The sequence below is a fragment of the Pseudomonas sp. FDAARGOS_761 genome, assembly GCF_013343155.1.
Lineage (GTDB): Bacteria > Pseudomonadota > Gammaproteobacteria > Pseudomonadales > Pseudomonadaceae > Pseudomonas > Pseudomonas aeruginosa.
In genome coordinates this window covers 3,086,290-3,104,560 of record NZ_CP054572.1, presented here as the reverse complement: position 1 = coordinate 3,104,560, position 18,271 = coordinate 3,086,290, and the positions used below count along the sequence as shown (strand labels likewise).

General features: G+C 66.4%; 23 protein-coding genes and 1 pseudogene. 17 read left to right on the top strand and 7 right to left on the bottom strand.

Features of this window, described 5'->3' with window-relative positions:
• Nucleotides 1-2 precede the first annotated feature (2 nt).
• The 9 genes from FOC67_RS14310 (at nucleotide 3) to FOC67_RS14270 (ending at nucleotide 6,312) form a co-directional block, all read left to right on the top strand.
• Complete coding sequence (locus FOC67_RS14310; protein ID WP_003110091.1) at nucleotides 3-1,190, top strand: type II secretion system F family protein; 1,188 nt, start codon at nucleotides 3-5, stop codon at nucleotides 1,188-1,190.
• Nucleotides 1,191-1,243: 53 nt separating this feature from the next.
• On the top strand, nucleotides 1,244-1,678 hold the full coding sequence (gene gspG, locus FOC67_RS14305) for a type II secretion system major pseudopilin GspG (protein WP_003110089.1): 435 nt from the start codon (nucleotides 1,244-1,246) through the stop codon (nucleotides 1,676-1,678).
• The gene (locus tag FOC67_RS14300) at nucleotides 1,647-2,057 is read left to right on the top strand and encodes a prepilin-type N-terminal cleavage/methylation domain-containing protein (protein ID WP_003110088.1); all 411 of its coding nucleotides are present in this window, start codon (nucleotides 1,647-1,649) and stop codon (nucleotides 2,055-2,057) included. Before gspG ends, FOC67_RS14300 begins: the two co-directional genes overlap by 32 nt.
• Nucleotides 2,057-2,482, top strand: a complete 426-nt coding sequence (locus FOC67_RS14295) for a type II secretion system protein J (RefSeq protein ID WP_003113393.1) — start codon at nucleotides 2,057-2,059, stop codon at nucleotides 2,480-2,482. Before FOC67_RS14300 ends, FOC67_RS14295 begins: the two co-directional genes overlap by 1 nt.
• Nucleotides 2,479-3,069 (top strand): type II secretion system protein J, encoded by a 591-nt coding sequence (locus FOC67_RS14290; protein WP_009313984.1) that lies wholly within the window; start codon nucleotides 2,479-2,481, stop codon nucleotides 3,067-3,069. The genes FOC67_RS14295 and FOC67_RS14290 overlap by 4 nt, the downstream gene beginning before the upstream one ends.
• On the top strand, nucleotides 3,059-4,138 hold the full coding sequence (locus FOC67_RS14285) for a general secretion pathway protein GspK (protein WP_009313985.1): 1,080 nt from the start codon (nucleotides 3,059-3,061) through the stop codon (nucleotides 4,136-4,138). Before FOC67_RS14290 ends, FOC67_RS14285 begins: the two co-directional genes overlap by 11 nt.
• A gap of 646 nt (nucleotides 4,139-4,784) precedes the next feature.
• Entirely contained in the window at nucleotides 4,785-5,168 is a 384-nt protein-coding gene (locus tag FOC67_RS14280) for a hypothetical protein (protein ID WP_128623048.1), read from the top strand.
• The gene (locus FOC67_RS14275; RefSeq protein WP_003131073.1) at nucleotides 5,168-5,752 is read left to right on the top strand and encodes a GspMb/PilO family protein; all 585 of its coding nucleotides are present in this window, start codon (nucleotides 5,168-5,170) and stop codon (nucleotides 5,750-5,752) included. Before FOC67_RS14280 ends, FOC67_RS14275 begins: the two co-directional genes overlap by 1 nt.
• Nucleotides 5,753-6,015: 263 nt before the next feature.
• Nucleotides 6,016-6,312, top strand: coding sequence for a VF_A0006 family four-cysteine protein (locus tag FOC67_RS14270; protein ID WP_009877656.1), 297 nt, complete (start codon nucleotides 6,016-6,018; stop codon nucleotides 6,310-6,312).
• 75 nt (nucleotides 6,313-6,387) lie between these two features.
• Here the strand turns inward: FOC67_RS14270 and mvaU are convergent, their stop codons facing one another.
• The 3 genes from mvaU to norR form a co-directional block, all read right to left on the bottom strand.
• On the bottom strand, nucleotides 6,388-6,741 hold the full coding sequence (gene mvaU, locus FOC67_RS14265) for a histone-like nucleoid-structuring protein MvaU (RefSeq protein ID WP_003090506.1): 354 nt from the start codon (nucleotides 6,739-6,741) through the stop codon (nucleotides 6,388-6,390).
• Between the two features lie 307 nt (nucleotides 6,742-7,048).
• Complete coding sequence (gene queD, locus FOC67_RS14260; protein ID WP_003090505.1) at nucleotides 7,049-7,405, bottom strand: 6-carboxytetrahydropterin synthase QueD; 357 nt, start codon at nucleotides 7,403-7,405, stop codon at nucleotides 7,049-7,051.
• A 100-nt stretch (nucleotides 7,406-7,505) separates the two neighbouring features.
• On the bottom strand, nucleotides 7,506-9,059 hold the full coding sequence (gene norR, locus FOC67_RS14255) for a nitric oxide reductase transcriptional regulator NorR (protein ID WP_009313987.1): 1,554 nt from the start codon (nucleotides 9,057-9,059) through the stop codon (nucleotides 7,506-7,508).
• Between the two features lie 154 nt (nucleotides 9,060-9,213).
• Here norR and hmpA point away from each other — a divergent pair, with 154 nt between their 5' ends.
• Genes hmpA through FOC67_RS14240 form a run of 3 tightly spaced genes read left to right on the top strand, consistent with a single transcriptional unit; the run spans nucleotide 9,214 to nucleotide 11,886 of the window.
• Nucleotides 9,214-10,395 (top strand): NO-inducible flavohemoprotein, encoded by a 1,182-nt coding sequence (gene hmpA, locus FOC67_RS14250; protein WP_003110082.1) that lies wholly within the window; start codon nucleotides 9,214-9,216, stop codon nucleotides 10,393-10,395.
• Between the two features lie 53 nt (nucleotides 10,396-10,448).
• Complete coding sequence (gene ppyR / locus FOC67_RS14245; protein WP_003090502.1) at nucleotides 10,449-10,706, top strand: psl/pyoverdine operon transcriptional regulator PpyR; 258 nt, start codon at nucleotides 10,449-10,451, stop codon at nucleotides 10,704-10,706.
• A complete protein-coding gene (locus FOC67_RS14240) occupies nucleotides 10,693-11,886 on the top strand; it encodes an NnrS family protein (RefSeq protein WP_003122598.1) in 1,194 nt (397 codons plus the stop codon). The genes ppyR and FOC67_RS14240 overlap by 14 nt, the downstream gene beginning before the upstream one ends.
• Here the strand turns inward: FOC67_RS14240 and FOC67_RS14235 are convergent, their stop codons facing one another.
• From FOC67_RS14235 to FOC67_RS14225, 3 genes are read right to left on the bottom strand one after another with little or no spacing between them, the layout of a single operon-like run.
• The gene (locus FOC67_RS14235) at nucleotides 11,887-12,153 is read right to left on the bottom strand and encodes a DUF5329 domain-containing protein (protein ID WP_003115326.1); all 267 of its coding nucleotides are present in this window, start codon (nucleotides 12,151-12,153) and stop codon (nucleotides 11,887-11,889) included.
• Nucleotides 12,137-13,030 (bottom strand): hypothetical protein, encoded by an 894-nt coding sequence (locus tag FOC67_RS14230; RefSeq protein WP_009313990.1) that lies wholly within the window; start codon nucleotides 13,028-13,030, stop codon nucleotides 12,137-12,139. Before FOC67_RS14230 ends, FOC67_RS14235 begins: the two co-directional genes overlap by 17 nt.
• Before the next feature lie 26 nt (nucleotides 13,031-13,056).
• Nucleotides 13,057-14,139 (bottom strand): hypothetical protein, encoded by a 1,083-nt coding sequence (locus tag FOC67_RS14225; RefSeq protein ID WP_003113385.1) that lies wholly within the window; start codon nucleotides 14,137-14,139, stop codon nucleotides 13,057-13,059.
• Between the two features lie 214 nt (nucleotides 14,140-14,353).
• Here FOC67_RS14225 and FOC67_RS14220 point away from each other — a divergent pair, with 214 nt between their 5' ends.
• From FOC67_RS14220 to FOC67_RS14200, 5 genes are all read left to right on the top strand, one after another.
• On the top strand, nucleotides 14,354-14,662 hold the full coding sequence (locus tag FOC67_RS14220) for a PepSY domain-containing protein (RefSeq protein ID WP_003090497.1): 309 nt from the start codon (nucleotides 14,354-14,356) through the stop codon (nucleotides 14,660-14,662).
• A complete protein-coding gene (locus FOC67_RS14215; RefSeq protein WP_003097704.1) occupies nucleotides 14,662-14,976 on the top strand; it encodes a PepSY domain-containing protein in 315 nt (104 codons plus the stop codon). Before FOC67_RS14220 ends, FOC67_RS14215 begins: the two co-directional genes overlap by 1 nt.
• Nucleotides 14,976-15,647 carry a two-component system response regulator CarR gene (carR, locus tag FOC67_RS14210; RefSeq protein ID WP_003090494.1) on the top strand — a complete coding sequence of 224 codons (672 nt, stop codon included), beginning with the start codon at nucleotides 14,976-14,978 and terminating at the stop codon, nucleotides 15,645-15,647. The genes FOC67_RS14215 and carR overlap by 1 nt, the downstream gene beginning before the upstream one ends.
• On the top strand, nucleotides 15,644-16,981 hold the full coding sequence (carS, locus tag FOC67_RS14205) for a two-component system sensor histidine kinase CarS (protein ID WP_009313997.1): 1,338 nt from the start codon (nucleotides 15,644-15,646) through the stop codon (nucleotides 16,979-16,981). Before carR ends, carS begins: the two co-directional genes overlap by 4 nt.
• A gap of 90 nt (nucleotides 16,982-17,071) precedes the next feature.
• Complete coding sequence (locus tag FOC67_RS14200) at nucleotides 17,072-17,380, top strand: hypothetical protein (RefSeq protein WP_009313999.1); 309 nt, start codon at nucleotides 17,072-17,074, stop codon at nucleotides 17,378-17,380.
• A gap of 4 nt (nucleotides 17,381-17,384) precedes the next feature.
• Here the strand turns inward: FOC67_RS14200 and FOC67_RS29930 are convergent.
• A pseudogene (locus FOC67_RS29930) lies at nucleotides 17,385-17,921 on the bottom strand (methyl-accepting chemotaxis protein); the annotation flags it as partial.
• Nucleotides 17,922-18,271: the final 350 nt, after the last annotated feature.

Genomic DNA, 18,271 nt, shown 5'->3' with positions numbered 1-18,271 from the left:
CCATGAATTTCATCTACCAAGCCGTCGATCGCAAGGGCAGGCGCGTTCGTGGCGAACTCTGCCTCCCCACGCGCCAGGATGCGCTGCGGCAGTTGCAGCGCCAGGGGCTCACCCCGCTCAGCCTGGAGGTGAAACGCCGCAACCTGGGCTCGCGACGTCGGCTCAAGGCCGAGGAATTGAACATGGCCATCCACGAGCTGGCCACCATGCTCGCGGCGGGAGTGAGCATGGCCGACGCGGTGGAGGCCCAGGAGCGAGGCGCGCGCCACCCGAAGTTGATTTCCGCCCTGCAGGCGATGGCCAATGGTCTGCGCCAGGGGCAATCCTTTCCCGTGGTGCTGGAGAGCGCCGGCCTCGACCTGCCGCGCTATGTATATCAACTGGTGGCGGCCGGCGAGATGACCGGAAACCTCGCAGGAGCCCTGAGGGACTGTGCCACGCAGATGGAATACGAACGGCGAACCCGCGCCGAGTTGCAAGGGGCGCTGATCTACCCTGCGATTCTGGTGCTCAGCGGGGTGCTCGCCGTGGCGACCCTGTTCGTCTTCGTCGTTCCGAAATTCGCCAATCTCCTGAACGAGACCGCCCAGCTTCCGTGGCTTGCCTGGGCAGTGCTGAGCATCGGGGTATGGAGCAACGAGAGTTCCGGCTTGCTGGCGTTCGCCGTCCTGCTGCTTGCTGGCGGCATTGCCGTGGCGCTGCGCAATCCGGCGCTCCGCGCCCATGCGCTCGACCAGTTGGTGCGCCTGCCCGTAGTCGGGGAATGGTTGATGCAGGCGGAAATAGCGCAATGGTCGAAGGTGCTTGGAACCCTGCTGGGAAATCGTGTGCCGCTGGTGGAGGCCCTGGCGCTTTCCGCCGATGGCGTCCGCATTGCCCGGCAGCGCCGGACCCTGGAGCGAGTCACCCAGGATGTGCGGGCCGGCATCGCCTTGTCGGCAGCGTTGGAGGAGCGCCAGGCGGTCACGTCCATCGGTTCGAGCCTGGTGCGGGTTGGAGAGGCCTCCGGGCAGCTCGCGGAGATGCTGCAGAGCCTGGCGACGCTCTATGGAGAGGTCGGGCAGGCGCGAATGAAAAAGGCCCTGGTGCTGATCGAGCCTCTGGCGATCCTGCTGATCGGCTCTGTGTTCGGCCTGATCATTACCGGCGTGGTACTGGCGATTACCAGCGCCAACGACATGGTGCTTTGAATGCCGGGTATCGATGCCGCGGCTGGTTGGATGAGACGTGAAGTGGAAACCGTATGAACAGAGCTGCACAACAGGGCTTCACCCTGCTCGAGATGATTGTGGTGTTGGTGATTATCGGCATGCTGATGGGGCTCGTCGGGCCGCGACTGTTCAATCAGGCCGACAAGGCGAAGGCGCAGACGGCGGATACCCAGGTGAAGATGCTCAAGGGCGCGTTGCTCACCATGCGCCTGGACATCGGCCGGCTGCCGACCGAAGAAGAAGGCCTGGCGCTACTCAACACGCCGCCTTCCGATGAACGTCTCGGGGCCTTCTGGCACGGGCCCTACCTCGAGGGCGGCGTACCGCTGGACCCCTGGAACCGACCTTACCTGTACAGCGACAGGCCGAGTGCCGAACAACCCTTCACTCTCTACAGCCAGGGCGCGGATGGGCAGCCCGGTGGGAAAGGCCTGGATGCCGATGTCGGTTACGCGCCCAAACGTTGACCAGGCCGCGTTCACCTTGCTCGAACTGCTGGTGGTGCTGGTGATCGTCGGGGCCATTGCTGCGGTAGCGTTGCCCGGCCTGGTGAGGATGCAGGAGACCTGGGCGCGCAGGACCGCGCTGGACGATCTGTTCAATCAATTGCAGACCCTGGGCTATCGCGTGCGCAGCGACGGGCGGGAGCTGCTCATTGATGAGAGCGGGGCGGTTCCCGAGCAGTTGCTGCGACTGCCCGATGGCTGGACGGTTACTGCTCGGCCGCCGATACGTTACATGGCAAACGGAGTTTGCCTGGGCGGAAAGTTGCAGGTCCATCATGGGCGCGCGACACATACGCTGCTGCTTCAGCCACCCCTCTGCGCGCCCGGGACGATCCGCTGATGCCGGCGCGGCAGGAAGGCTTCACGCTCCTGGAGGCGGTGGTTGCGCTGACGCTCCTGGCAGTGGTCGGCGGTGCGCTTTTCGCCTGGCTCAACAGTGCCTTTCGGAGCATGCAGCGGGTCGAGGCGGCCGAGCTGCGCATTGAGACGGCCCGGGTGGCGATGGCCTATCTGGAGCGCATGAACCCTGCGCTCGAACCCGCAGGCAGGGTCCGGCTGGGGCATTACCGGCTGGAGTGGCGAAGTTCGCCACTGTCCGCATCGAAAGCGGCGGTGGGCCGCCATAGCGGCAGTCCGGGCATCTACGACGTGACCTTGTTCAGGGTCGTCGCCAACATCCGGGCCGGCGATGGAACGCCGCAGACGCTGCAACTGGAGCTTCCCGGGTACGTGGTCATCCCAGCGCGACTGGGTGATGGACCATGATCCGCTCGCGACGAAAACAGGGTGCATTCACCCTGCTCGAGATGATCGTGGTGCTGCTGGTCGTTTCCTTCATCGGCACGTTGCTCATGCAAGGGTTGAGCTATGCCAGCAGGGCCAACCAGTCCTTGTACCAGAACCTGGGGCGCGGACAGGTCCGGGCGCTGACCTTCGATTGGTTCCGTGATGCGGTGGAGAACCTGGTCGCTCCCGAGGCTGGCGAGGTCCGCTGGCGTCTGCGAGGGGACGAACTCAGTTTCGAGGCCATGTCTGCCGCGGCCCTGGATCGCCGTGCGGGCATCCCGACGCCCTTGGCCTTCCGGCTCGAGCGGCGGGCAGGAGAGGACAGGACCGAGTTGATCTATGTGCGAAGGCTGGAGGACAGTCGCTGGCCCCTCCTGCATCTGCGCGGCGAAGCTCGCTTCCGCTATCTGGACGGTCACGGCCAGTGGCACCGGGACTGGCCGCCGAGCGCGCAACTGGCCGATACCCTTCCCGAGGCGATGGCACTGACGGCTCCCGAGGAGCGCCTGTTTGTCCTTGTCGCGGTCGCGCTGCCCAGAGCGAGGCCCGCCGAACATGATTTCTGATGGCGCATGCCGACATGCGGCGTCTGCCCGCTCGTCTGGCTTCGTTCTGGTCGGAGTGGTCTGGTTCCTGGCCATCATGACCCTGCTGGCCAGTGCCGCTGTACTCTGGGTCGGGCGCTCGCTGGATGCCACGGAAAACCGGCGCAAGGCGCTGCTTCGTGAGCTGGAGGAGCATGCCTTGCTGGCGCGGGTCCAATGGCTGGTGGCTACCCAGCGCTATACCGTCGCGGGCCTGAGCGTACCGGGAAATGCTGGCGCCGCGCCGAGCAAGGTGGACATGGACACTTCGATCCTGCCCATTGGCGGGGAGCTGCCTCTGGATGGCCGGGAGTTCTGCATGGCCAATGGCTGGTGCATTGCGCTGCTCGATCGCTCCGCGCGCCTCAGTCTTTCCGGCATCGATCCGCGGGTACTGTCCAGGCTGCTGGCGGGGTTGGGGGTTCCCGCCGAGCAGGTGCAGGTCATGGTCGCCCAATGGTTCAGCTATCTCTATCCCGGCGCCGCTCCACGACTGGGTAGCGCCGCGCAAGCCAGCGACAGGTCCTCTCCGGGCCAGGCCCGGCGCCGTCCGTTGCGCTCGGTGATGGAAGTCTTCCGGCTGGAGGCCTGGCGCCCCTGGGAAGCGCATTTGCTCGACGCCGGTTGGCGCGATCTGGTTGCGGCGGACGAGGCGGCGCTGAACATCAACACCGCGGATGCCCGAATCCTGTCTCTTGCCTGGGGACTACCGGAGGACGCTGTCGGCCGACTGCTGCAAGCCCGCTGGCAGCGTCCGTTCACCCGGATGTCGGACCTGCATGACGTCCTCGGGGGGCATGCGAGGCTGGTTCCCGAGGATGGCTGGGCGCGCCTGGCCAGTCCGGTCCTGTCGATTCGGCTCTACCCGCCAGGAGCCGAGCAGGGGACGGAATACGAGGTCCGCTTCAACTCAGAGCACCGCCTGCTGCCACCCTGGCAGCTTCTCTCGAAGAGGTCCGTGAAGATAAATGATCGCTACTCGAATCCTCCGCTGCATCCCGATATCGCCCCCGGGGTTCTTGCCGCCCCGCCTGTGGCAAGGCCGTGGTAAGGATGGCCGGGCGCAGCTTGAGTGGGTACGTAGAGGTACAGGGTTGGCGCGGCGCGCCCCAGCGCAGTGGATCGTGGATCGGGCGTGGTGTGTCTATCGCTGTCTCGATCTCAATCATGTGCCGCGCTCTGACCGGTATCAGGCACTGGCGTTGAAGCTTGCCGCCCTGGCGCCTTTTCGCCGCGCAGGCCATTACGTAGCCTGGCGGGGTGGCCATGCTCTGGTCTGGTTCTGGGATGAGGAGGTCCGGGAGGCCGTTGCCGAAGACTGCGTCGACCAACCTCGGCGTTATCGCTGTATCCCCGAATCCCTCCTGCAGGCTCCCCCTCGGTCGGTCGCGGAAGGCGAGACGGTTCGGCTGCTTCGGGTTCGCTCCGGGCTGGATCTGCAGGTCTGGAGAGATGACTGCCTTGTCCTGAGCCATTTCTTTCCCAGCCCACCCCAGCCAGAACAATGGGTTCGGTTGCTCCGGGGGCTGGCGGGAATACGCATTCCGGAGAGCCTGGTTGCCGAGCCTGGGGAAGCGCTGGGCCGTCCCTGGGCCGTTCCGGCGGCGGAAGCAACGCTGCTGCGATGGGAGCGTTGGTTGCCGCATGGGCTCATAGCCACCCTGTTGCTGGGATGCGGATTCAATCTGGGGGAAGGTTTGTCCTGGTGGTGGGCCGAGCGTGCGCTGCGAACGCAGTACGACCAACTGAACGGCCAGGTCTCGCCGATCCTCAGCGCACGCAACCAGGCATTGCAGACCAATCGGATGGCCACGGAGCTGGGGCGCGCTTTGCAGCATCGCTCGCAGGTGGCGCTGCTGGGACAGGTAGCGGAACTGTTGCCGAAGGACAGTCGGTTGCTCGCCTGGCGCTATCGAGGCTCCGAGCTGGACTTGCGGATTGGCACCGACAGTGTCGACCCGCGTCTCTATGTGCGGCGTTTCATGGAGTCGGGGAGTTTCGAAGATGTCAGGGTGGAACCTTCGCAGAGCGAGGGGCTATCGCTGAGCCTGGTCCTGCGTACGCCGGGGGAGGGTGCCTGATGTCGGACTTCCAGCGATCACTGCAGTTCCAGGGGCGGAACCTGCAACGACAATGGCAGGAAAAACCACTCTTGCGCATGGCCATCTGGAGCCTGTGCCTGCTGCTGGTTGTGCATCTGGTCATGCTCAGCATGGATTGGAGGGAGGAACGAGGGGAGGAATATCGTCGTCTGGCCGGGGAATGGCTCAAGCTCCAGGACGTTTCCCGGCAGACCGCCTGGCCGGAGCGGGCGATGCAGGCGGAGCAGGTCCTGAACCTTCAGCGAGAGCGCTTCTGGCAGGCGCCGAATGCGTCGCAGGCGAGGGCCGATGTGCAGGCCTGGCTGACCGAGCGGGTTCGCCTGGCGGGCGTCCCTGACGCGGAAGTGAGCGTACTGCTTCCTCGCGGCTTCGAGAAGCAAGGGACGATCGCGCGTATCGAGGCCCAGGTTCGCGGGCAGTTGGAGCCAGCCTCGTTCAGTCGGTTGTTGCAGGATATAGAAGCGGAGCAGCGGCAAGTAGCGGTGGAGTTTCTGGAACTGAACAATATGTTGTCGCCCATGCTCAATCTACAGTTGTCGTTCCTGTTCGTAGCGGCCTATTGAAGCGGATGCGGATCGGGCAGCACCCGTTTGCCGGAAGAGTTCGGCAGAGGGCGGTGCCCGTCGATGGAGCGAGTTGCCGCCAGGCGGCCGGGAAACCGAATCCGCTCGGGACGCCTGCGATTCGGCTCCCCGGCCCGCCATTGTCGCATTCGCGCAGCGAAGAACGGCCAGTCTGGTCCGGCCTGTAAACAAGTGCAAAATTTTACTTCATGGTCGGCTTGGCACTCCGAGCCGGCTCGTCCATGCTGGAGCACAACTTTCCCATGGATACCATTGCCATGAAGTTCCTGCTGCCCCTGCTGCTGTTATTTCCGCTTTCCACTCTCGCCGACGACAAGGACTACGACCAATGCATACTCGACTACCAACGCACGGCGAAGAGCGGGGTGGCGGTTCACTTCATCACCCAGGCCTGCGACAAGTTGTATAACGACGGCTCCTTCCTGCTGTCGCGGGAAAAGGCTTATTACGAGTGTCTGCTGGAGAACCTGCCGGGGGTGGAGAACAACCTGGCGGCGCAGAAGATCAGGAGCGCTTGCGAATCGAAGTCGCAGAATTGATCTGGCGAGGAGGGGAGCGAAAGTAGCCAGTGGGGTTTCCGACGGCATCGGCAGGATGCCGTCGGGAAAACCGGCTTAGCGTTGCAGCCAGGATTCGACGGTTTCGGAACCGTACTGTTCTTTCCAGGCTTTCAGAACCTTGTGGTTGCCGCCCTTGGTTTCGACGACTTCACCGTTGTTCGGGTTCTTGTAGACCTTCAGGGCGCGGGCACGGCGCTGCGGAGCGGCGCTGACGGTGACCGGAGCCTTGGGGTCGAGGATGGCGATGATGTTGTGCAGGGTCATGCCGTACTTGTCCATCAACGCCTGCAACTTGTCCTTGAATTCCAGTTCCTGCTTCAGGCTGCTGTCGCTTTTCAGCTTTTCCAGCAGGGCCAGTTGCTCCTGAAGTTTGCGCTCTGCCTCGCGGAACTCGGCAAGTTTGGACATTCGTTTCACTCCCGTTCTAAAAATATGGTGCTGGGTTTTGGTGCATTTATAGTGGCTTTACGGACTTTCCATGTCCGCGGCAAAGGATAAGTCTTTATCTACTGGAAGAACAATATAGTTGCACGGTTTTATTGACTAACGGACTGTGGGGACAGCTTGCCGGATGTTTCCCGGAAGAATATGAAACCTTTATGTCCGTGGGGATAATGCTTCGTACAACCCATGGGAGAGAGATGGCAGAACGGGCCCGTTGTGTGGAAGCCCGTTTTAGAGCAGATGGCGAAGCGCCAGGGGAGAGTCGGGCGAATCAATCGCCCCGATATTCGCAACCGCTCGTGCAAGTTTCGTGGACGCGGACCTTGGAGAGTTCCGGCAACAGCGGCTTGAGTTGTTGCCAGATCCAGCGGCAGAGGTTTTCGCTGGTGGGGTTTTCCAAGCCTGGAATATCGTTCAGATAATTGTGGTCGAGTTGCTCGTAGATCGGCTTGAAGATCGCCTTGATTTCCGCGAAGTCGCGGATCCAGCCGGTATGCGGATCGACCTCGCCTTCGATGTGGATGGCGACACGGAACGAGTGGCCGTGCAGGCGCCCGCATTTGTGGCCTTCGGGGACGTGGGGCAGGCGATGGGCGGATTCGAAGGTGAATTCTTTGAAGAGTTCCACTGTAGTGCGCTCTGGATCGGGGTTATCGGACAACCGGAATGGGGGCGCCATGGTAGCAGGTTTGCGCGCCGGACCCGGTCTGCTCCGACCGGGCGGTCGTTCACCTGAGTTGCAGGCGGCGCGCCAGGCGCGCCAGGTTGGCGCGATCCAGGCCCAGCTCGCGTGCAGCCGAGGCCCAGCTTCCCTGGTGACGGGCCAGGCAGTCCTGGATCAGGTGGCGTTGGTAGGCGTCGGTGGCCGCGCGCAACGAGTGACCGGTCGTTGGCGCGGCGGGCGCGGGCTCGACCACGCTGCGAGGTGGCGCGGGGGTTTCCGCGGGCAGGTCGAGATCCTGCCGATGCAGGGTGACGATCCGCGACCGCTCCGGATTGTGGCCGAGGGCCTTGAGCGAGGCGCGGCCGACCAGGTGCTCGAGTTCGCGCACGTTGCCCGGCCAGCGATAGTCGAGGAGCGCGGCCTGGGCCTCGTGGTCCAGGCGCAGGCTGCGCAGTCCCAGGCGCGGTCGGTTTTCCTCGAGGAAGTAGCCGGCCAGCAGGAGGATATCGCGGCCGCGCTCGCGCAGCGGCGGCACGCGCAAGGGATAGACGCTGAGGCGATGGTAGAGATCGGCGCGGAAGCGCCCGGCGCGCACTTCCTCGGCCAGGTCGCGGTTGGTGGCTGCGATCAGGCGTACGTCGACGCGGTGCTCGCGATCGGAGCCGACCCGCTGCAACTGCCCGCTCTGCAGCACGCGGAGCAGCTTGGCCTGCACCGCCAGCGGCAACTCGCCGACCTCGTCGAGGAACAGGCTGCCGCCGTCGGCCAGTTCGAACTTGCCGCGCCGTTCGTTGACCGCGCCGGAGAAGGCGCCGCGCACATGGCCGAACAATTCGCTTTCCACCAGGGTCTCGGGCAGCGCGGCGCAGTTGAGACTGATCATCGGCTTGCCGCTGCGCATGGAATGCCGGTGGATGGATTGCGCCACCAGTTCCTTGCCGACCCCGGTCTCGCCGGTGATCAGTACGCTCAGGTCGCTGTTGGCGACCAGGCGGATTTCTTCCAGCAGCGCCTTGTGCGCGGCGCTCTGGCCGATCATTTCCCGTGGCCGCTCGCCAGCGGCTTCGAGATAGGCCTCGGCGCGCTGGTGCTCCTCCTCGGCGCGGCGGGTCAGGTCGCGCATCCGCTCGCTGGCCTTGACCGTGGCGGCGGCGAGGCTGGCGAAGGCCTCCAGGGTGTCCAGGTCGGCGCTGGCGAAACGCGACGGATCGAGGGTATCCAGGGTCAGCAAGCCCCAGGGCTGGTCGTCGAGGTACAGCGGACAGCCCAGGCAATCATGGATTTCCAGGTGGCCGTGGAGGCCTTCCACCAGACCGTCGTAGGGATCGGGCAGGCCGCAGTCGGCGGGGAAGCGGGTCGGCCCGCGGCGCTCCAGGAGAGCCTCGAGGCGCGGATGTTCGCCGACCCGGAAGCGCCGGCCGAGGGTGTCCGGGCTGAGGCCGTCCACCGCCAGCGGGATCAGGTATTCGCCGTCCAGGCGCAGCAGCGCGGTGGCGTCGCAGGGCAGCAGGTCGCGCAGGGCCTGGAGCAGGCGGCGGTAGCGTTCGTCTTCCGGCAGGTCGCGGGACAGGTCGGCAACCAGCGGGATCAGGGTGGCAAGCAAGGGATTGGTGGTCATTTCGACCTCTTTGCAGTCCTAATGACTCTGAATGGTTGCAGTCATTATGACCTATGCCGGCCTGCAAGGCCCGTGAATTCTGGTAGTTTGCCTTGGCACGCTTCCTGAAATGCTTCGAGGTGAAACAAAACCTTGCATGCGTCAGGAGTCATCTATGTTGTCCAATGCCCAACGTGCCCTCATCAAAGCCACCGTACCGCTGCTGGAGACCGGCGGTGAAGCGCTGATCACCCATTTCTACCGCACCATGCTCGGCGAGTACCCCGAGGTTCGCCCGCTGTTCAACCAGGCCCACCAGGCCAGCGGCGACCAGCCGCGGGCGCTGGCCAATGGCGTGCTGATGTACGCCAGGCACATCGACCAGTTGCAGGAACTCGGCCCGCTGGTGGCCAAGGTGGTGAACAAGCATGTCTCCCTGCAGGTGTTGCCCGAACACTATCCGATCGTCGGCACTTGCCTGTTGCGGGCGATCCGCGAGGTCCTCGGCGAACAGATCGCCACCGACGAAGTCCTCGAAGCCTGGGGCGCGGCCTACCAGCAACTGGCCGACCTGCTGATCGAGGCCGAGGAGTCGGTGTATGCCGCCAGCGCCCAGGCCGATGGCGGCTGGCGCGGCGTGCGGCGCTTCCGCGTGGCACGCAAGCAGGCGGAGAGCGAGGAAATCACCTCGTTCTACCTGGAGCCGGTGGACGGCCAGCCGCTGCTGGCGTTCCAGCCGGGACAGTACATCGGCCTGCGGCTGGACATCGACGGCGAGGAAGTGCGCCGCAACTACTCGCTTTCCGCTGCCAGCAACGGCCGCGAATACCGCATCAGCGTCAAGCGCGAGGCGGGTGGACGGGTCTCCAATCACCTGCATGACCGGGTCGCCGAGGGCGACGAGCTGGATCTGTTCCCCCCGGCTGGCGATTTCGTCCTGCGTGACAGCGACAAGCCGCTGGTGCTGATCACCGCCGGCGTCGGCATCACCCCGGCCCTGGCCATGTTGCAGGAAGCGCTGCCGCAGGCGCGGCCGATCCGCTTCATCCATTGCGCCCGGCATGGCGGCGTGCATGCCTTCCGCGACTGGATCGAAGACGTGTCGGCGCAGCACGAGCAGGTCGAGCACTTCTTCTGCTACAGCGAACCGCGTGCCGGCGACAGTCCCGACGCCGAGGGATTGCTGAGCCGCGAGAAACTGGCCGACTGGTTGCCGCAGGAGCGCGACCTGGACGCCTACTTCCTCGGACCCCGGCCTTTCATGGCGCAGGTCAAGCGCCACCTGGCCGACCTCGGCGTACCCTCGCAGCAATGCCACTACGAGTTCTTCGGTCCGGCCGCCGCGCTGGACGCCTGAAGCGACGGGTCGGCGCGAGGTGCGTCGGCCCTTTTCGGAAAAAGGAGATCGAGATGAACGCTCTGTTCGATTGTCCACGGCGGGTGCTGCGGATCGGTCACGGGCTGCTGGCGGCCGGCCTGGCGCTGCTCGTCGCCGGCGTGATCGCCGCCTATTTCCTCGACCGCTACCTGAACATGCCGGCGCTGGTGTTTTCCCATGCGCTGGTGATCCTCGGCCCGACCCTGTTGAAGATTGGCTACGTGATGCGCCTGAGCGCGCTGTTCCGCATGCGTCGACCCGGTTGGGAGGTCTGCTGTGCAAGTGCTTGATCGTTCCAGGCTGATGGCCATACCGCCGATCTGGCGCCTGGGCTTCCGCCCGTTCTTCCTCGGCGGCGCGCTGTTCGCGGTGCTCGCCATCGCGCTCTGGCTGGCGGCGCTGGCCGGGCTCTGGAGCGGCTGGCAACCGGTCGGAGGCTGGCTGGCCTGGCATCGTCACGAAATGCTCTTCGGTTTCGGTGTGGCGATCATCGCCGGCTTCCTGTTGACCGCCGTGCAGACCTGGACCGGCGTACCCGGCCTGCAGGGCAAACCCCTGGCCCTGCTCGCCGGGCTCTGGCTGGCGGCGCGCCTGGCCTGGCTATTCGATGCGCCGCTGGCGCTGCTGCTGGTGCTGCAACTGAGCTTCCTGCCGCTATTGGCCTGGGCTATCGGTCGCAGCCTGTGGCGGGTGCGGCAGAAGCGCAATTACCCGGTGGTGGGTCTGTTGCTGCTGTTGACCCTGGCCGACGCCCTGGTCCTGCTCGGCCTGTTCGAGGGCAACGACGACTGGCAACGGCGTGCCTCCATCGCCGCGCTATGGCTGATCGCCGGGATGATGAACCTGATCGGCGGGAGGGTGATCCCGTTCTTCACCCAGCGCGGTCTCGGCCGTCAGCAGCAGGTGCCGGCGATCGCCTGGCTGGACAATGGCATCCTGCTGGGCTGCGTGCTGGTGGCGCTGCTCACCGCCGCGGGCGTCACGACGCAGCCGACGCCCTGGCTTGCAGGACTGTTCGCCGCCCTCGGTGGTGCGCAACTGTGGCGCCTGTGGCGTTGGCGCGATCGCGGCATCTGGCAGGTGCCGCTGCTCTGGTCTCTGCACCTGGCATATTTCTGGATCGCCGTGGCGCCGCTCGGCATGGCGCTCTGGAGCCTGGGCCTGGCGCTGGCGCCGAGCCAGGCGCTGCACGCGCTGGCGGTGGGCGGCATGGGCGGGTTGATCCTGGCGATGCTGGCACGGGTCACTCTCGGCCATACCGGTCGCGCGCTGCAACCGCCGGCAGCGATGCCCTGGGCTTTCGCTCTGCTCAATCTCGGCTGCGCGGCGCGGGTGTTCCTGCCCAGCCTGTTGCCGGCGAACTGGGCGCTGCCCCTGGCAGGCGGACTGTGGGCTTTGGCGTTCCTGCTGTTCGCCTGGTTCTATGCGCCGATGCTGTGTCGTCCGCGGGTCGACGGCCATCCCGGTTGATCAGGGGGCTTGCCGCAGACGCCGCAGCTCCTGGTTCAGCCAGTCGGCGGAGTTGCGCGTCTGCGTGGCGCAGCGCACCTGGTAGGGCTTGCCGCTGAGGCTGCTCTGGGTCGCGGCGCGCTCGATGAAGTCCTCGCTGCTGGCGACCAGATCCTTGCGCTCCAGGTAGTCGAGCTTCTTCTGCAGGTGGGCGCGGGCTTCCGCGGCCGGGTATTCGCTGCCGTTGCGGATGAAGGTGCAGCCGCTGTCTTCAACAAAGCTCAGCAAGTGGCCGATCTCCTGGCTCGCCTGCGGGGAGGGCGCGGCCAGCGCCGGCAGGCTCGAGGCCAGCAGCCAACAGGCGGCGCAGGTAGTCCGCCAGGTAATCGTGAAAGCGCGCATCGTTCCAGTACTCCATGTGGCTCAACGGGGTGTGCCGCTTGTACCAGGGACCGACCGGCAGGGCGAGGTCCTCGTGGACGACCGCGGCGTAGTTCTGCAACGGCCGCAGCGGATAGCCGAGCGGATCGGCCGGCGCGTAGACGTTCAGCCAGCGTGCCTGCTGGCGGATCGCCGGGGTCAGGCAGTGGCCGGGAAAGCGGATCGGACAGACCTTCTCGTAGGCGAAGGTGAACAGCGGGATGTTACAACCGAAGGTGACCAGCCCGGCCAGGGTTTCCAGGCCGAGGAAGGGGTCGATCGAGCAACTCGGCGTGCGGTTGAGTTTCTGCTGGTCCCAGATGAAGTTGGATACGATGTGCCCGCCCAGGGAGTGGGCGAGGATCACCAGCGGCGTCTGCGGCCCGACCTTCGCGCGCAGGGCCATGATCCCGCTGCGCACGTGCTGGTGGACCTGCTGGTAGGTGGTGTCGTAGGCGGCGCTGACCTTTCGGTAGCCGCTGGCGTCGCCGAGGAACAGCGTCACCGCCCGGCGCAGCCAGCGCCAGCCCAGCGGCTCGCGCTCGATGCGCTTGAGGTAGTCCAGCTCGCGGGCGTCCAGTACGCTGGCCCAGTACAGGCTCTGGAAGGCCACCTCGCCGGCTTCCGCGCCGAGACGTCGGCGCAGCGCCGCTACCAGTTCGCGGGCGTAGCTGTGCAGACCGTTCTCGTCGCGGCTATCGGGCTGGTCGCCGATGCCGTGGATCAGCGCTACGGCCAGTTTCATGCAGGATCCTTCTCGTCGGTGGCGGCTCAGTCCAGCGCTTGCAGGCGTTCGCCGAGCCGGCCGCCGTCGACCAGTTCGAGGAATTCGTCGCCGAGCCTGCGGCTTTCCGCCATCGCCTGGCGCCAGTAGCGCTCGCGGCCGTCGTCGTCGCCGAGGTAGCGGGTGAAGTCCTTGCGGTCCGGCAGCTTGGCGTGCGGCAGGCGCGCCAGGTACTCGCGCGACGGCGCCAGCAGCAGCACGTCCTGCAGGCGCCCGGCGTCGCCACGGCGCCAGGGCAAGCCCTTGTCGAACCAGCCGGGGATCACCTTGTCGGTGAAGTGCGGGTAGAGCACCACGCCGCGGTCCTCGTAGGGCAGGTCGAGATGGTAGTCGAGCAGGCCGCCGTCGCGGTAGGTGCCGGGGCCGGCGCCAGGCAGGTCGCGGACGCCTTCCATGACCATCGGGATCGAGCCGGAGGCGAGCAGCGCCTGGCGCAGGTTGCCGCCGTCCAGGTGCAGGTAGCGCGACGGGAAGTCGGTCAGCGCGGCCAGCGGGGGCGCCTGGCGGGCGTCATGCAGGATCACCCGTTCGAAGTGGCGGTGCAGGTGGCGGCGGCCGATCAGGTTGTCGCGGATCACCGAGGACAGCCCCAGGCCGAGGCTGGCCTTGTGGTCGTGGGCGAGGCGCCCGTGGCTCTTCACCACCACCACGTTGAGGCGGTACAGCGGGTTGTCGAGGATCCGCGCGTCCTGGCCGGCGAGCAGGTCGTCGAGCATCGCCGCGCACTTGCGCGAGACTTCGGCGATGCTCACGCCCTTGGGAAAACGCTGCCGGGTGTACAGCTCGCCGAGGCGGGTGAGGCCGGCCACGGCGTCGGGCAGGCAGGCGCTGGCGAAGCGCCAGGAACCGATGGAGGCGCCGATCAGCGAGCGTTCGCGCGGGGCGCGCGGCAGCCACTCGCCGAAGATCGCCAGGTCCAGTCCCTGGATGCCCAGCGCCTTTGGCCCGCCGGCGGCACCGGGGACGATGCCGACGTCGGCCGGCTGCAGGCCGCGCTCGCGGATGCGGGCGAGGGCGCGGCGACCGGCCTTGAGGGTCAGTGCGGGGGACTTGATCTGGATGGCTGGCATGCTGGTCTTCTCCCTTGCGGACCGGCGATTATAGGACGAGTTGTCGCAGGACCAAGCGCTTTCGAACGCCGGCGAGCCCCATCGCAGAGGCTTTCCGTTACCCTATGGCGCGCCCCGGCCATGTCCTTGCGGCAAATTCAGCTTCAATTAAGAGCGCCCGGTTAATCTGCAAACCGTCGAAAGCAACACGATTGATTCCCACGGAGAGATTCCCATGAAGAAACTGACTGCCCTGTTCGCCGCCACCGCCATCGCCCTGACTGCCGGCCTGGCCCAGGCCCGCGACCTCGGCCCGGACGAGGCGCTGAAGCTGCGTGACGCCGGGACCATCAAGTCCTTCGAAGAGCTGAACAAGAACGCCATCGCCAAGCATCCCGGCTCGAGCGTCCACGATACCGAGCTGGAAGAGGAATACGGCCGCTACATCTACCAGGTCGAGTTGCGCGACCCGCAGGGCGTGAAGTGGGACCTGGAGCTGGATGCCGCTACCGGCGCCGTGCTCAAGGACCACCAGGACGACTGATGAAATGGCTCATGCGCTACGCCGGGATCGTCGCACTGGTCCTGGCGGTCATCAGCCTCGAGGCGATGGCGCGCGACCTGGACCAGGACGAGGTCCTGCGCCTGCGCCAGGACGGTGTGATACAGCCGCTCGAATCCCTCATGCAGGAAGCCCTGGGGCGTTACCCCGGGGCGCGCCTGCTGGAGGTCGAGCTGGAAGAGGAAGACGACGTCTATGTCTACGAGGTGGAACTGCTCACCCGCGACGGCGTCGTGCGTGAACTGGAACTGGATGCCCGCAACGGCCGCATCCTGAAGGACGAGGAAGACGACTGATGCGGTTGCTGCTGGTTGAGGATCACGTTCCCCTGGCCGACGAACTGATGGCCAGCCTGACCCGCCAGGGCTACGCGGTGGACTGGCTGGCCGACGGCCGCGACGCGGCGGTGCAGGGCGCCAGCGAGCCCTACGACCTGATCATCCTCGACCTCGGCCTGCCCGGGCGCCCCGGCCTGGAGATACTCCAGGAGTGGCGTGGCCTGGGACTCGCGACTCCGGTGCTGATCCTCACCGCGCGCGGTTCCTGGGCCGAACGCATCGATGGGCTCAAGGCCGGTGCCGACGACTACCTGACCAAGCCGTTCCATCCGGAAGAGTTGGCCTTGCGCATCCAGGCCCTGTTGCGCCGCGCCCATGGGCTGGCCAACCAGAGCCAGCTGGAGGCCGCCGGGCTGCGCCTGGACGAGCAGCGCCAGTGCGTGTGCCTGAACGGCGCCGACGTCGACCTGACCGCCGCCGAATTCCGCCTGCTGCGCTATTTCATGCTGCACCCCGGCCAGGTCCTGTCCAAGGGGCACCTGGCCGAGCATCTGTACGACGGCGAGACCGAACGCGATTCCAACGTCATCGAGGTCCACGTCAACCACCTGCGGCGCAAGCTCGGCCGCGAGGTGATCGAGACCCGCCGTGGCCAGGGCTACCGCTACGCCGGGGTGGCCGCCGGATGAGGTCGATCCAGCGGCGCCTGAGCGTCGGCCTGTTCGCGGTGCTGCTGGTGGTCGGGCTGGTCCTCGCGCAGACCGGCCTGTGGCTGTTCGACCAGGGCCTGCGGCGCTATTTCGCCGGCAACCTGCGCGAGGAGGCGGAGAACCTGCTGGTGGCCATGGTGCGCGGGCCGAACGGCATGCAACTGGACGAGCAACGCCTCAACCCGGCGTTCCAGCGCCCGTATTCCGGGCGCTATTTCGTCATCGAGCTGGAAAAGGACACCTGGCGCTCACGCTCCCTGTGGGACAGCGAGCTGGAGGTGCCGCACAAGAAAGGGCTGGTGCAGGGCCTGGTCGATGGGCCCGAGGAGCAGCGACTGCTGGTGTTCCGCGGCCACTACAAGCGCATGGGCCAGAAGCTGCGGATCGTGGTGGCGCAGGACTATACGCCGATCCTGGAAAGCTTCGCCCGCGTGCAGTGGATGGGTCTGGGCGCCGGCGCCCTGGCGCTGCTCCTGGTATTGCTGTTGCAGCGCCTGACCGTGCGTCGTTCGCTGCGTCCGCTGGAGGAGGTGCGCCTGCAGATCGCCCAGCTGCAGCAGGGCCAGCGTAGCCAACTGGACAACCAGGCTCCCGAGGAGCTGGAGCCGCTGGTGGAGCAGATCAACCACCTGCTGGCGCACACCGAGGAGACCCTGAAGCGTTCGCGCAACGCCCTGGGCAACCTCGGTCACGCCCTGAAGACGCCGCTGGCGGTGCTGGTCAGCCTCGCCGAGCGCGAGGAGATGGCGCGCCAGCCGGAGTTGCAACAGGTCCTGCGCGAACAGCTGGAACAGATCCAGCAGCGCCTCGGTCGCGAGTTGGGCAAGGCGCGCCTGGTCGGCGAAGCGCTGCCTGGCGCACATTTCGATTGCGCCGAGGAGTTGCCGTCGCTGTGCGACACCCTGCGCCTGATCCACGGCCCGCACCTGCGGGTGAGCTGGAGCGCGCCACCGGGGCTGCGCCTGCCATGGGACCGCGAGGACCTGCTGGAGATGCTCGGCAATCTGCTGGACAACGCCTGCAAGTGGGCCGATAGCGAAGTCCGCCTGACTGTCGCGCAGGGCGAGGGCATGGTCCGCCTGAAGGTCGACGATGACGGCCCCGGCATCCTCCCCGACCAGCGCCAGGCGGTGCTCGAGCGGGGTACCCGGCTCGACGAACAGGTCAGCGGCCATGGCCTGGGCCTGGGCATCGCGCGCGACATCGCCGAGGCCTGCGGTGGCCGCCTGAGTCTCGAAGACAGCCCGCTGGGCGGCCTGCGAGTGAGCATCGAGTTGTCGTTGCAGAAGAGCGGCCGCGCCGCCAGGGCTTAACAGTTCTTCACCATTTGCCGACAGTCCCGGCAAGATTTCCTCCTGCGCTTTCCCTAGCATCCCGGGCTTCTTGCAAGGAGGTCTTGGACGATGAAACGGCGGACGGGTACGGGCCGCTGGCGCTGGGCGCTGATGCTGCCGGTGCTGGTGTTCCTGTTGGGCGAGTCCAGTGGACAGCGAGAGGAGGGGCGGTCGCCGCGGTTACCCGCGCAGGCTCGCTACGAGCAGGCCGTGGAAAACGCGTTGCGCAGCGAGCGCGGCGAGCCGCGACAGGCCGGGACAGCGGCAGCGAAGGTGGCCGAGACGGGAGCCCCGGCGCGTCTGCGTGGCTGGCTGCGCTCGCTGGCCCGCCTGGCGATCTGGGGGACCTACGGCCCCCCGGCGCTATTCAGGCCGTGAACGGTCAGGCCTTGAACTGTTCCATCAGGCCCTGCTGGTGGTTGGCCAGGCGGTTCAGCGACTGACTGACCTGGGCCGATTCCTCGGCCTGGCTCGACAGCGACTCGGTGACGTCACGGATCGCCGCGACATTGCGGTTGATCTCCTCGGCTACCGAGCTCTGTTCCTCGGCGGCGCTGGCAATCTGTAGATTCATGTCGTTGATCACCGTCACCGCCTCGCCGATCCGTTGCAGCGCGGCCACCGCTTCATCCACCTGCTCGACGCTGCCCTGGGCCTGGCGATGGCTGCCGTGCATGGCGTCGACCACGTCGCGGGTGCCCTGTTGCAGGCCTTCGATCACCCCGCGGATCTGTTCCACCGAGTCCTGGGTGCGCCGGGCGAGGTTGCGCACTTCGTCGGCGACCACCGCGAAGCCGCGGCCGGCGTCGCCGGCGCGGGCCGCCTCGATGGCCGCGTTGAGCGCCAGCAGGTTGGTCTGCTCGGCGATGGCGCGGATCACTTCCAGCACCGAACCGATTTCCTCGCTGCTGCTGGCCAGTTGCTCGACCTGGCCCATGGCGCTGGTCAGGTTGGCGGCCAGGCTGTCGATGCTCTGGGTGGTGCGGTCGATCAGCGCCAGACCGTCGCGGGTCGCCTGGTCGGCACCGCGCGCGGCGTCGGCGGCCTGGGCGGCGCTACGGGCGACGTCCTGGGCAGTGGCGGTCATCTCGTGGGATGCGGTGGCGACCTGGTCGATCTCGCGGAACTGCTGCTGCATGCCGGCGCTGGTCTGGCTGGAAATCGCCGCCGACTGGTCGGCGGTACTGCGCGCATCGCGCACCGAGACCTTCACGTCGCGGATGATCGGCTGCAGCTTGTCGAGGAAACGGTTGAACCAACCGGCCAGTT